8 protein-coding genes and 1 pseudogene are annotated in these 12595 nt (G+C 49.2%); 3 read left to right on the plus strand and 6 right to left on the minus strand.

Annotated elements, in window-relative coordinates:
- The first annotated feature begins 30 nt into the window (after positions 1-30).
- Positions 31-3201: a TonB-dependent receptor gene (locus IT774_RS02135; RefSeq protein WP_195811138.1), complete on the plus strand. Its 3171-nt coding sequence runs from the start codon at positions 31-33 to the stop codon at positions 3199-3201.
- 223 nt (positions 3202-3424) lie between these two features.
- Entirely contained in the window at positions 3425-4111 is a 687-nt protein-coding gene (locus IT774_RS02140; RefSeq protein WP_195811139.1) for a type 1 glutamine amidotransferase domain-containing protein, read from the plus strand.
- Positions 4112-4163: 52 nt separating this feature from the next.
- On the opposite strand, the gene argR is transcribed toward IT774_RS02140, so the two are convergent.
- Positions 4164-4628: a transcriptional regulator ArgR gene (gene argR, locus IT774_RS02145; RefSeq protein WP_195811140.1), complete on the minus strand. Its 465-nt coding sequence runs from the start codon at positions 4626-4628 to the stop codon at positions 4164-4166.
- 221 nt (positions 4629-4849) lie between these two features.
- On the opposite strand from argR, the gene mdh reads away from it, so the two are divergent.
- A complete protein-coding gene (mdh, locus tag IT774_RS02150) occupies positions 4850-5788 on the plus strand; it encodes a malate dehydrogenase (protein WP_195811141.1) in 939 nt (312 codons plus the stop codon).
- A gap of 65 nt (positions 5789-5853) precedes the next feature.
- Here mdh and ahr read toward each other — a convergent pair.
- The 5 genes and pseudogenes from ahr to ppc form a co-directional block, all read right to left on the minus strand.
- Positions 5854-6860 (minus strand): annotated as a pseudogene (gene ahr, locus IT774_RS02155) (NADPH-dependent aldehyde reductase Ahr).
- A gap of 204 nt (positions 6861-7064) precedes the next feature.
- Positions 7065-7271 carry a response regulator gene (locus IT774_RS17190; RefSeq protein ID WP_232365082.1) on the minus strand — a complete coding sequence of 69 codons (207 nt, stop codon included), beginning with the start codon at positions 7269-7271 and terminating at the stop codon, positions 7065-7067.
- Positions 7214-9052: a GAF domain-containing sensor histidine kinase gene (locus IT774_RS02160; RefSeq protein WP_232365083.1), complete on the minus strand. Its 1839-nt coding sequence runs from the start codon at positions 9050-9052 to the stop codon at positions 7214-7216. The genes IT774_RS17190 and IT774_RS02160 overlap by 58 nt, the downstream gene beginning before the upstream one ends.
- Positions 9049-9717: a phytochrome family protein gene (locus tag IT774_RS17195; RefSeq protein ID WP_232365084.1), complete on the minus strand. Its 669-nt coding sequence runs from the start codon at positions 9715-9717 to the stop codon at positions 9049-9051. The genes IT774_RS02160 and IT774_RS17195 overlap by 4 nt, the downstream gene beginning before the upstream one ends.
- A gap of 227 nt (positions 9718-9944) precedes the next feature.
- Positions 9945-12566, minus strand: coding sequence for a phosphoenolpyruvate carboxylase (gene ppc, locus IT774_RS02165; RefSeq protein WP_195811142.1), 2622 nt, complete (start codon positions 12564-12566; stop codon positions 9945-9947).
- Positions 12567-12595 lie beyond the last annotated feature (29 nt).

A 12595-nucleotide genomic window follows, 5' to 3' on the forward strand; every position in this document is an offset into this window, starting at 1 on the left:
CTACATACTATGAATAAAAGGGAAACACACATGATCTCTAAATCAAAATTCAGTCGCGTCGCGGTGGCGGTTGCATTGTCGGTGGGCCTTGCCTCTACTGCAATGGCCCAGGAAACCTCGTCGTCGATGGAAGGTAAAATCGTAACGCCGCAGGGAACACCGGCTACAGGTACTACAGTCACAGTAGTCCATGTGCCCTCTGGTACCACCCGTGAGGTTACCGTTAACGCCAACGGTACCTTCAACCTGCGTGGTTTGCGAGTAGGTGGCCCTTATAAAATTGTGGTTGATTCGGATACCTACCAAGACACCACCATCAACGATATCTTCATTAACCTGGGTGACCCGTACGGTCTGAATCTGGCACTTGAGGAGCCTTCTGATATCGAAGTTATCTCGGTAAGCGGCAGTTCGCTGGCTGCGACAAACTTTGGCGCCACCGGGCCGCAAAGTGTTTTTGGATTGGATGAATTGGAAAATGCCCCGGCAATAAACCGTAGTATTACCGACATTGTGCGTGCTGATCCGCGCGTATTTGTTGACGAAAGCTTTAATGATGCGATCAGTTGCGGTGGTGCCAGCCCCCGCTTCAACAGCCTGACCCTTGACGGTATTCGTATGAACGATGGCTTTGGTCTGAACAGCAATGGCTATCCAACCGAGCGCATGCCATTTCCATACGATGCCATTCAGCAAGTTGCGGTAGAACTGGCCCCGTTTGATGTGGAATACGGTGGCTTTACTGCGTGTAACATCAACGCGGTTACAAAATCAGGCACCAACGAGATTCATGGCGGCGTGTTCTTCGATTACACCAACGATTCTTTGCGTGGTGACACGGCCGACGATATCGAACAGGACAATGGTAACTACAACGAAAAACGCTACGGTTTCAACGTAGGGCTGCCACTAATTGAAGATAAGCTGTTCTTGTTCACCACTTACGAAAAGCTGGAAGGTAGTCAATTATTTGATTACAACGGTTTAAACAACCGTATCTCTCAGGAAGATGCCGATGCCGCCGCTGAAATTGCTCAGCGCGTTTATGGTTATGATGCTGGCGGCTTCCCACCGTCGTCACCCATTGAAGATGAAAAGCTGCTGGTTAAATTAGACTGGAACATCAACTCTAGTCACCGTGCGTCACTGGTCTACAACTGGAATGATGGTTTCAGTATTAGCCAGTCAGACGCTGACAGCGATGAACTGCCGTTCAGTAACCATTTTTATGAGCGTGGCGCAGAACTGCAAAGCTTAGTGGGTTCACTGTATTCAGACTGGACGCCAGACTTTATTACAGAGTTTCGTGTAGGTCATATCAAGCTGGACAACCGTCAAACCTCTTTGGATGCTGACTCGGGCTTTGCTGAAGTACAAATTGATGCTGCCGATGGTGGTACTATTTATCTTGGCCCGGATGACTCACGTCAGTCTAACGAGCTGGAATACGATGTCACCACTATGAAGTTGGCGGGTACTTACTATTGGGGTGAGCATGTTATCACTGCCGGTGTTGAGTATGAAAAAACCAATGTATTTAACCTCTTTATGCAGCATACCGTGGGTGAATACCGGTTTGATTCACTGGCTGATTTTGAAGCCGGTCTGGCTGACCGTATTTATTACAACAACTCAGCTGGTACCAACAATCCGGCGGATGCCGGTGCCTCGTTTAGCTTTGATGTGGCTACCTTCTATGTTCAGGATGAGTTTTATCTGACTGATGACATGAAAGTAATGCTGGGCTTGCGTTATGACACCTATGGCTCTGGCGATACCCCACGGTTGAACGAAAACTTCACCAACCGTTATGGTTATGACAATACCGGTAATGTCGATGGCATTAGCCTATTGCAACCGCGTTTTGGTTTTACCTATACCGTTAATGACGATTTGGAAGTGCGTGGTGGTATTGGTCTGTACTCCGGCGGTAACCCGAACGTCTGGATCTCCAATGCTTATTCAAATGACGGTGTGACCAATATCAGCACCCGCGAAGGTGATATTCCGGGCTGGGTAAGCGGCGAGACCTCAATCTTTGATGTACCGTTAACGGGCGAAGGTCGTCCAATTTATGACATCCCGCAGGCACAGTTTGACGAAGTCGCGAATACCAGTCTGGTAGACGGCGATGGTAATACCGTTGCCACTGACCCGGATTTTGATATTCCTTCTGAATGGAAATACGCATTGGGCGCGACTTATATTGCCCCGTATGAGGTGGTTGTTACCGCCGATGTGATTTTCACCGATCGTCAGGACTCAGCGATTTATCGTGACCCTAACATCCAGTATTCTGGCGCCACACGATTTGATGGCCGTCCAGTGTATGAGCAAGTAGATGCTGATCGCCGGGTAGGCAGCGATTTTGTGCTGGGTAATGTAAACCAGGGCGATGGGTCTTCTACCATCTTCTCGTTGGGTCTGACCAAAAGCTGGGACAATGGCATCGATGCTAGCCTATCTTATGCCTACGTGGATGCAGAAGACGCCAACCCGATGAACAGTTCGGTGGCATTTTCTAACTACGTAAACTTTGCCACCACTGATCCGAATAACCCGGCTGCGGCAACTTCAGATTATGCCATTGGCAATCGTTTTAACTTGTCACTCAGCTACACGACCGAGTTAGTTGATGGCTATGACACTCGCTTTAGCCTGTTTGCCACTGCCAACGAAGGTAAGCCTTACTCGTATGTGTACGGGAATGATGCGGCGTTCCCGTGGGATACTGCTCGCTCTCGCCAACTGCTGTACATTCCAGAAGCCGGCGACCCCAATGTAGTGTTTGGTGATGATGTCACCCGTGACGGCGTCGTTTTGCAAACTGCAGCAGAAGCCGAAAACGGCTTTAATGAGTGGGTTGAAGCAAACGGCTTTGAGCGTGGACAGACATTAGAGCGCAACAGTGAAACCGCGGCCTGGTGGTTGAAAGCGGATATTCGTGTGTCACAGCAGTTGCCAGGCTTTACCGACGGTCATAATGCTAACGCCTTTATCGTGGTGGAAAACTTCACTAACCTGCTTAATGATGACTGGGGTGATTTCCGCCAGGGTTCATTTGTAGGTGAAACGGTGATTGATGCAGCTGTGAATGATGCTGGTCAGTATGTTTACAGTGGCTTTAGTGCACCTCGCGAAAGCATTGAGCGTGCGCCGTCACTATGGGAAGTGCGTGTAGGTATTAACTACACCTTCTAATCAGACCATAATTTGCCAGCACTACCGTGCCGGCAATAAGATAAAAACACCGCTGTAGCCTGACCGCTGCAGCGGTGTTTTTTTATTGGTGGCTAGGTGTTGCACTGGGTACTTATTGATAGCTTGTACCCGCTCAGTGTAATGGTCCCCGACTTGCCCTTGAATCTAATCTAATTTACCTCAAGTTATGTATCAATGACTCAACTCGTAAAGGAGAAGCACAATGACAAAACGTCTGTTAATGGTAATGACCTCGCACGATATCATGGGCGACTCGGGTAAAAAAACCGGCATCTGGCTGGAAGAATTCGCGTCCCCGTATTATGCATTTGTGGATGCAGGCTACACCATTACCCTGGCTTCAACCATGGGTGGCGCAGTCCCGGTGGATCCCATGAGTTTAGGCGATGATGCGTTAACCGAAGACACCGAGCGGTTTACCAATGATGAGCTGGCCAACTCTGCGCTGGCGTCCACCATCCCTTTAGAAGATGTTAAAGCCGACGAGTTTGATGCCGTCTTTTATCCTGGTGGTCACGGGCCGTTATGGGATCTGTCTGACAATGCTCACTCAAAAGCTTTGATTGAAGATATGCTGAATGCGGACAAGCCCGTAGCGGCGGTCTGTCATGCGCCTATTGTGCTCAAAAACGTGCAGAACAAAGCTGGTGAGCCAATGATTAAAGGATTGAAAGTGACAGGGTTCACCAATACCGAAGAAGACGCGGTAGGGCTGACCGATGTGGTGCCCTATTTGGTGGAAGATGAACTGCGAAATATTGGCGGAGAGTATTCCAAAAAAGGCGACTTTGAATCTTATGTAGTAGAAGATGGTCGTTTGATTACCGGTCAGAATCCTCCCTCGTCAAAGCCTGCGGCTGAAGCTTTGATTAAACAACTGGGTAAGTAATCTAAGTCACACAACCTGTCCCGGTGCTAACCGGGACCTTGTTTAGCAGGCATTAAACATTATCGAAAAGATCTTCCACCCGTTGGCGCAGCTCTTCAATCTTTTTGACATCCGCTGGTGCAATGAAAATAGTGTCATCACCAGCAATAGTACCTAATACCCCGTCTTTGGAGCTAAGAGAGTCCAGTAGACGGGCGATCAGCTGGGCCGCCCCGGGACTGGTGCGAATGATCACCATGACATTGTTATGCACAATATCCAGTACCAACTGTTTCAGCGGACTTTTGGCTGTCGGCATCCCCAACTCTGGTGGCAGGCAATAAACCATGTCGCCGCGGGCATTGCGAGTACGCACCGCCCCGAACTTACTAAGCATGCGCGAAATTTTAGACTGGCTGATATTGTCATAGCCCTGTTCTTTCAATGCTTCAACAATGTCGCCCTGAGAGCCATAACTTTCTGCTTTTAAAATTTCTTTGAACGCTTTGATGAGTTGTTCTTGTTTTTGATTTGCCATAGCGCCTGCCAGTGTTGGTGTTAATCTCACAAAGAGTTATTATTGTGCCGTAGAGGGTGTCCCGATGCAATTTTAATGCATATTCATGCATTGTCGATGAATGTTTGAGCAGAATGAATGTTGTCGTGGTGCCAAACTGCCCCGATGATTGTTTTTTTCATAGCGTTACTATAGGGTGACGTACCGTTATACAAACGTGAAATTTCCATAGGAGAAATGAAATGAAAGTAGCCGTGTTAGGTGCTGCCGGTGGTATTGGTCAGGCGCTGTCGTTGTTGTTAAAAACACAACTTCCAGCGGGTTCAGAATTAGCGCTTTATGATGTTGCACCGGTTGTACCGGGTGTTGCCGTCGATTTAAGCCACATCCCCACAGCGGTAAAAGTAACCGGTCACGGTAAAGATGATTTGGGCGTTGCACTTACCGACGCAGACATCGTATTGATCCCTGCCGGTGTACCGCGTAAGCCAGGCATGGACCGCTCTGATTTGTTCAATACCAATGCTAGCATTGTTAAAGCGCTGGTCGAAGGTGTAGCTGAGCATTGCCCTGAAGCGTGCCTGGGTATTATTACCAACCCGGTTAATACCACGGTGGCAATTGCTGCTGAGACGCTGAAAGCAAAAGGCGTATACGACAAAAACAAGTTGTTCGGTGTTACTACGCTGGATGTGATCCGCGCCGAAACGTTTGTTGCTGAATTAAATGATATGGACCCGGCCAACGTGCATGTTCCGGTTATTGGCGGCCATTCTGGTACCACCATTTTGCCATTGTTGTCTCAGGTTGAAGGCGTAAGTTTCAGTGACGACGACATTTCAAGCCTGACGACCCGCATTCAGAATGCAGGTACTGAGGTAGTTGAAGCGAAAGCGGGCGGTGGTTCAGCAACCCTGTCTATGGGTCAGGCTGCAGCCCGTTTCTGTTTGTCTCTGACTGCTGCTATGCAGGGTGAGAATGTGGTTGAGTACACCTATGTTCAAACTGACGACAGCGACGATGCTGCCTTCTTTGCGCACCCGGTACGTCTGGGTCCCAATGGTGTAGAAGAAATTCTGCCATATGGCGAGCTTAGCGATTTTGAACAAAAAGCTAAAGAAGAAATGCTGGAAGGCCTGCGTGGGGACATTCAGCTTGGCGTAGACTTTGTAAACAGCTAATTCATATAGCTGCTTAATAGCCAAATTTAAAAAACCGGGCCGGAAACAGCCCGGTTTTTTATTGTCTATTGATCGTGTTTTAACACCACCCGATAATGCGCCTTACCCTCGCGTAGGCGATCCAGCGCCTCATTAATATCGCTGAAGGGATAGGTTTCGGTGACCGGTTCAATATTATGCAGGGCGGCAAAATCCAGCATCTGTTTAATGGTGGCCGGGCTGCCCACCGGCGAGCCAGAGACCTGCCGTTGTCCTAAAATTAACCCAAAGACATTAATATCCAGCGGCTCTAAGGTGGCACCGACAAAATGCAGTCGGCCTTTGGGGCCAGAGTGGCAATGTAGTTGTCCCATTGCAATTTGACATTCACCGTTGAAATAATCAGATCAAACTGGCCCTGCGCCGCTTCAAGTTCATCTTCATTTTTGCTGTTTAACACATGATGCGCTCCCAGCTCTTTGGCTTCCTGTTTTTTTGCTTCGCTGGAGGTAAATGCGGTGACTTCACATCCCCAGGCATTCAAAAACTGCAGCGCAATATGGCCCAGGCCACCAATGCCGATAACGCCCACTTTTGAGGTCGGGGTGATATTGAACTGATTCAGCGGATTAAACACTGTGATGCCGCCGCAAAAAAGCGGACCGGCAGTATCGGGATTGATGTTGTCAGGCAAGGGAATGACGGCCGTGGCCTGCGCACGTACTTTATCGGCAAAGCCGCCGTGACGCCCGCCAATGGTCATTTGAGCCTGGCTGCATAGATTATGATCGCCGCTGTGGCAGGTGCGGCAGGTGTTGCAATACGACGAATGCCAGCCCAGACCCACACGCTGACCGGGTTTCAATGCGCTGACATTGCTGCCAACCTGGCCAATCGTACCTACAACCTCATGGCCAGGTACGAAGGGGTACTCGGTAAGGCCCCATTCATTGTCTAGCATGCTTATATCACTGTGACATACGCCACAGGACTCCACGTTGATTTCAACTTCGTCCTGGCCAAGCTGGCCCGGGTCGTAACAAAACTCTTCCAGTTTGCCGCCGGCGTCTTTTGCTGCATAAGCATTGATCATAGAAAGGTCTCAAATATTCAGAAAGAAGTAGTAGGTTTTTTACACGGATTAACGGAAAATGGGTCAGCGGAGGCTGGGGCAGATTAATGAGCAGGGGAGCGCTTATCAACGGATAAGGCGAACCGTTGGGTCCTTTGCGTATTTACACAGCTTGTGATGCAGGGCCAGGTCAAAAAAACAGGCTGACCCTGCATGAGATGGCGATTAGTCCATCACCTTTTTAATGGTTTCCTTAGACAACGGCTTGACAAAATGGTCATCAAAACCGGCCTGTCTGGAGCTTTCTATATATTTGTCGGTGCCCCAGCCACTTTGCGAATAAAACTTCACCATATTTGCCTCAGGCAAGGCTTTTAAGATTTTGCACAGTTCGTACCCGTCCAGGTCCGGCATGCCAATATCCAAAAACACACAGTGGGGCTTAAAGCGTTTAAATTCTTCAATCGCATCGCGCGGGCGGTGATACCGCGGGTTTTAAAACCCATGGAGTTGGCCAAAAGACAATACATGTCGACCAAATCTTCATTATCGTCCACAAACATGATGCGCTTTCCAGCTGTTCTTGTATGAATCTCTTCACTATCATCATGGTTTTCAAAAGCCTGTTCTGACATGGGCAGCTTGACGGTAAAGGTGCTGCCTTGCCCCGTACCGGCACTGTTCACACTGACACTGCCATGGTGTAATGCCACCAGTTTACTCACCAGCGTCAGGCCAATGCCCAGCCCGCCTTTGGTGTGGGTGGAGTGCGCTTCAATTTGGGTGAACATATTAAACACATCTTTAAGACGATCTTCTGGGATGCCCATGCCATTATCGCTAATGCGAACCACCACCATCGAGCCTTCTTTTTTTATGTCGACCTGAATCTGGCCCTGATCATTGGTGTACTTGGCGGCATTATGAATAATGTTAGAAAATATCTGACTCAGGCGGGCTTTGTCTCCAAAAACGGTGACGCCTTCACTTAAATATTGCACGTCCAGCGTGTGGTGTTTGGCTTTAACATGCTGATCGACAATCTCCAGCGACTCTGAAATAACATCATGAATATTGAGTTTTTCAAATTCCAGCTTAACCTTACCGCGGGTGATGCGTGAGATATCCATCAAATCGTTAATCAGCTTCGACATGTATTCAGCCTGACGATTGATAATAGAGGTTACGCGTTTTCGGGTGCTCTCATCATCGACGGTTTCTAGAATGCTGGCCCCTGACATAATTGGACCAAGTGGGTTGCGCAGTTCATGGGCCAGCGTTGCCAAAAACTCGTTACGGTATTTGTCCTGTTTTTCCAGCTCTTTAATGCTGATGTGCATCCGCTCCTGGACTTCCAGGGCATACACTAAAAACATGCGGTTAAGGCGATGAGCCGTGTTGATATCGGCTTTATCAAAAGCTTTAGAATGACCGGTAATAATACGCTCATGCACGGTAAAGGAGGTGCGGGGTTCAAGGCGTTTTGCTTTTGGCGAGTCTTCGTTAACTTCATCTTCGGCGCCCACCCACTTCTGGGTCATCTGACGCTCTTTACGAAACCAGGCGGTAAAGTATTTTTTCTTCTCAAACAACGGAATGATCATGATGCCGGCGATGCCGTGTTGTTTGGCTTCGGGCCATTCTTCATACAAGTTATCGCAGACATAAGGAAAGCCATCCTTATTGCGGGCTTGGCTAAAAATAGTTTTGGTCAACTCCACCGGCAGATGCTGACCCAGGGTGATAGTTTCATATTCTGAATAGTATAAAAAACCATGGGTATCCAGAGCGTCGAGAAAGTCGCCTTCGGCATTTTTAATAACTTTACCAATCGGGTTTGAAGGACCGATTTTATTAAGCATGGCATCAACCGCCCGCTCGGTTTTCTCGAATCGTAAACGAGCCAGTTCTTCTTCTTTCGCTTTTAAATGCCAACTAAACAACTGGCTAAGGTTTTCACACTGCAAACGAACATTTTGTGGAATGTAGCAGGGTTCGCGATGATGGCAGGTGATAAGCCCGTAAAGATCGCCGTCCGTTACCAAAGAGATAGAAAAGGTCGCACGCTGGCCTTGGTTTCTAATGTATTGTAGATGTATCGGTGAGAATGTACGCAATAAAGAACGGGTCAAATCCAGTGGCTGTCGGTTACTCTCCTCGGTAGTGGGGACCAGCTTAGACGGCGGCAGTTCGGTATCGGGGGTTAATCTCACCCAATTGACCTTATAAAGCTCACGGGCTTGCGCGGGATATCTTTGGCGGGGAAGTGCAGCTCATTATAGGACTCCAGATCATCGCTTTTGGCTTCAGCGATCACCTTGCCAGAAAAGTCTTCCTGAAACTTATATAGTACCACCCGATCCATATTAGTAAGGTACTTAATGGTAGACACCATCTCGTTGGCCATTTCTTCCAACGTCGTCATTTCTTTGAACCGGGGGGCGACGGTCATCGCATATAATTTGATAAATTGTTCGGCGCTGTAGGTATCACGAAATTCGGTAGCTGGTTCGAGTTCAACAACGTAGTGCGCACCAGAGTCATACACCACTGCCAGGTAGTCACTTTCAGTGTCAGGCTTTAAAACGTCAGTTTTTAGATGAAGTTTGATAGGGAGTCGAATCTTGTTTTTGGTGACCCGCTCGAAGGTTTCGTTAAGAAAGTTACGTTCATCGGCTTCGGGGGATAACAGATCCAGAAAATGCTTGCCAACCAGCGGCTCACTAAAAATGTCCCGGGTGTTTTCACTCACTACGGTAATTTTCAGATTTTCGTGCGCAAATGCAATCAAAAAGCCATAGCCCTGAATACTTTCAGGAATATGAATGGGCTCGTCTTCGCATTTGTCGAAGGGCATATTTTGTGGATCGTATTGCATAGGCTTCCTGAAAAAAAATTACGGCAGGGCAAGCCTGACAAAATAGCACGGGCCGCCCAATAATAGTATTAAACGAAATTTAACCTGTAATGTTCAACTTGTCCTAGCGATAACTATGCCAGATGTGTCGCCGGCCACCAGCAGCGGTGCTTCCGACCTATTTTGGGCATAAAAAAACCGGCCAGAAGAGTTTGGCCGGTTTTTATCGCAGCGCGGTAAGCTACCGGTTAGCCGGTGTTGCGCATACCAATAGCAATACCGGCAATGGTAACCATCATGGCCAGTTCCAGTTCGCTGTTTTTGGTGTCATCACCGGCTTTACGTACCCGATCCAGCAACTCTATTTGTAAATAATGCAGAGGCTGCAGGTACGAGGCGCGAATGTTCATCGACTCTTTGCCCTGGGGGTCCTTGTGCATGATTTCCGGCTGCCCGGTAAGTTTAAGCAGCGATTCAACGCTATCCTGCAATTCGGTACGCAGGGTCTTTCCAAAATGCTTAAGCTCTTGTGGCACCAGGCGCTCATCATACGCTTCGCTGATACGCGGGTCGGCTTTATGAAACACCATGTCCAGCATCGATAAACGGGAACGATAAAATGGCCAGTCAGCAAACATCTCGGCCACCACCTTTTCATCTGATTCGGCTTTAACTTCATCAATGGCGCGCATTACCCCCAACCATGAAGGCAACACCAGCCTGGTCTGGGCCCAGGCAAAAATCCAGGGGATGGCCCGCAGACTTTCAATACCGCCCTGAGGCTTACGTTTTGACGGCCGGCTGCCTAGGGGGAGTTTACCCAGCTCCTGCTCGGGCGTGGCCACTCTGAAATACGGAACAAAGTCTTTATCATGGCGCACGGTTTGGCGATAGTTATCACGCCCCTTGGCCGCCATTTTGGTGATAAGCTCACGCCATTCAGGCTTAGGCTCCGGTGGCGGGAACAACACCGCTTCCATAATCGCACTGGCATAAATACCCAGACTGCGTTTGGCCAGCTTCGGCATACCAAACTTATAGCGAATGGTTTCGCCTTGTTCGGTAACCCTGAAGCCGCCTTCCAGAGACCCTGGTGGTTGCGAGTAAATTGCAGCGTGGGCGGGCAGACCACCTCGGCCAATTGTACCGCCGCGCCCATGGAACAGGGTCAGCGTCACATCGTGTTCTGCGGCAACTTTCACCAACGCTTCCTGGGATTCGTATTGAGCCCAGCCGGCCGCCAGGGCCCCGGCGTCTTTGGCTGAATCGGAATAGCCGATCATGACAAACTGACGGCCTTTTACATAACCGCGATACCAGTCAATAGATAACAGATTGCGCATGACATCAGGCGAGTTGTTCAAATCGTCCAGGGTTTCAAACAGCGGTGCCACCGGCATTGGCCAGTTCACGCCAGACTCCTGCAACAACAGCTGCACCGCCATAACATCAGAGGGTTGGCTTGCCATGGAAATAATGTAGATCCCAAAGCCGGTCTGGTCGTGTTTGGCCACCACCTTACAGGTATTCAGGACTTCTTTAACTTCATCTGAGGCATCCCAGTGCGCGGGAAACAGCGGTCGTTTAGAAGACAGTTCACGTAACAAAAAGGCTTGTTTGTCTGCCTCATTCCATTGTGAATAGTCCCCCAGTCCCAGATACCGGGTTACTTCGCCCAGTACATCGGCATGACGTTCTGCATCCTGACGAATATCCAGGCGCAGCAAATGCACACCAAAACAGCGTACCCGACGAATCGTATCCAGTAATAAGCCATCAGCCGTCACTTTCATACCGCATTTGCATAGCGACTCGTAGCACAGCAACAGTGGCTCCAGCAGCTCATCACTGTGCGCAATCCAGCGACGCTGATCAACGCTTTTACCCATCAGCAAATCACTGAGGCCATCGCGGGTCGCCTGCAACCGGCGTACTAACGGACGCAATAAAGCACGATAGGGTTCGTTGGCATCGCCCACACGCTGACGCAGCTCGTCGCTGCAATCAAACATCGACAGCTCAACCTGTAAACGGTCAAAGTCACCGGCGAACAATTTGGCAGCGCGTTTACGCGCCAGATACAATACCTGCTCGGTCAGCTCTGCGGTGACAAATGGGTTGCCATCGCGATCCCCGCCCATCCATGAGCTGAACTGTACCGGCGCACTGTCCAGCGGCAGGCTCACCTGATAATCCTGCTGCAAACGTTCATCAAGTTCACGCAAGAATTGCGGTACGGCTTCCCACAATGAATTTTCGATAACCGAAAACCCCCAACGGGCCTCATCTACCGGGGTAGGGCGCTCCGAACGGATCTCTTCGGTATGCCAGGCCTGGCTGATCAGATCAGCGATACGGGTCTCAATGCGACTGCGCTCAGGATCGCTGAGCGTCTCCTGATGAATGGACTGCAGACAGTTGGCCAGCTCTTTGTGTTTATGAATTAAGGTGCGGCGGGTTACTTCGGTAGGGTGCGCGGTTAACACCAAATCAATATTGAGTTTGGCTACGGCCTTTTCGACATTCTCAGCGCTCAGGTTGGCTTTATCTAAATGATTGAACAGGGTGTCGATGGAAGCATCAACATTCATCGCGCTGTTGAATTCCTGCTCGGCGATATTGCCCAGATTCAGAAATTGCGCAAATGCCCGACCTACCGTAAGAAGGTCAGAGTCGGACAATGTTTTGAAAGTTTGTTTCAGATTTTCACTGCAATCTGTATCGCCCTGGTATGAACCACGGCCGTCTAAACGTATTTGTTCTATCCGTTCAAGCCATTCATCGCCCAGTTGTGCTTTGATGGTTTCACCCAGGACTGTTCCCAGGTATCTGACGGTATCTTTTAGTTCTGCATCATAGTGTGATTGCATGGCATCCTCCTGCTTACATGCCTTTCACC

It is taken from the genome of Salinimonas marina (assembly GCF_015644725.1).
GTDB lineage: Bacteria > Pseudomonadota > Gammaproteobacteria > Enterobacterales > Alteromonadaceae > Alteromonas.

Bases quoted from the DNA above. Each gene is read 5' to 3' on its own strand.
- IT774_RS02135 (WP_195811138.1), top strand. From the start codon at position 31: ATGATCTCTAAATCAAAATTCAGTCGCGTCGCGGTGGCGGTTGCATTG.
- IT774_RS02140 (WP_195811139.1), top strand. From the start codon at position 3,425: ATGACAAAACGTCTGTTAATGGTAATGACCTCGCACGATATCATGGGC.
- argR (WP_195811140.1), bottom strand. From the start codon at position 4,628: ATGGCAAATCAAAAACAAGAACAACTCATCAAAGCGTTCAAAGAAATT.
- mdh (WP_195811141.1), top strand. From the start codon at position 4,850: ATGAAAGTAGCCGTGTTAGGTGCTGCCGGTGGTATTGGTCAGGCGCTG.
- IT774_RS17195 (WP_232365084.1), bottom strand. From the start codon at position 9,717: ATGCAATACGATCCACAAAATATGCCCTTCGACAAATGCGAAGACGAG.
- ppc (WP_195811142.1), bottom strand. From the start codon at position 12,566: ATGCAATCACACTATGATGCAGAACTAAAAGATACCGTCAGATACCTG.